Origin of the sequence: Catenulispora rubra (assembly GCF_015356825.1) — a bacterium.
GTDB lineage: Bacteria > Actinomycetota > Actinomycetes > Streptomycetales > Catenulisporaceae > Catenulispora > Catenulispora rubra.
Genome location: NZ_JAACYW010000847.1, coordinates 1 through 295, shown reverse-complemented (window position 1 = coordinate 295; position 295 = coordinate 1). Strand labels below are relative to the sequence as shown.

The following is a 295-nucleotide window of genomic DNA, read 5'->3' as shown; positions in this document are numbered from 1 at the left end:
GGCGAGCGTCCGGCCTTGTCGCCCTTGACCGGCGCTTTGGTGTGGCAGCCGTCGGCGGACAGGTCGTCCAGATCCAGGCCGATCATCCGGTCGTAGGCGGCCAGGGCCAGGCGGTGCAGCTCGTGGGTCAGGCCCAGCGCCGACCAAGTCTTGACCCGGTCGCGGATGGTCCAGTCCGAGCAGCCCTCGACGGCGATCCGCTCGTAGCCCGAGCCGTGCACCAAGGCCTCGACGACCAGCCGGAACACCATCTCATCAGGTATCCGACGCTTGTGGCAGCCCAGAGGGTGGTTCG

The 295-nt window shown here is 68.8% G+C and carries 1 pseudogene; it reads right to left on the bottom strand.

Annotated features, from left to right (window positions below):
* Window positions 1-295, bottom strand: a pseudogene (locus GWK61_RS55695) (IS5/IS1182 family transposase); the annotation flags it as partial.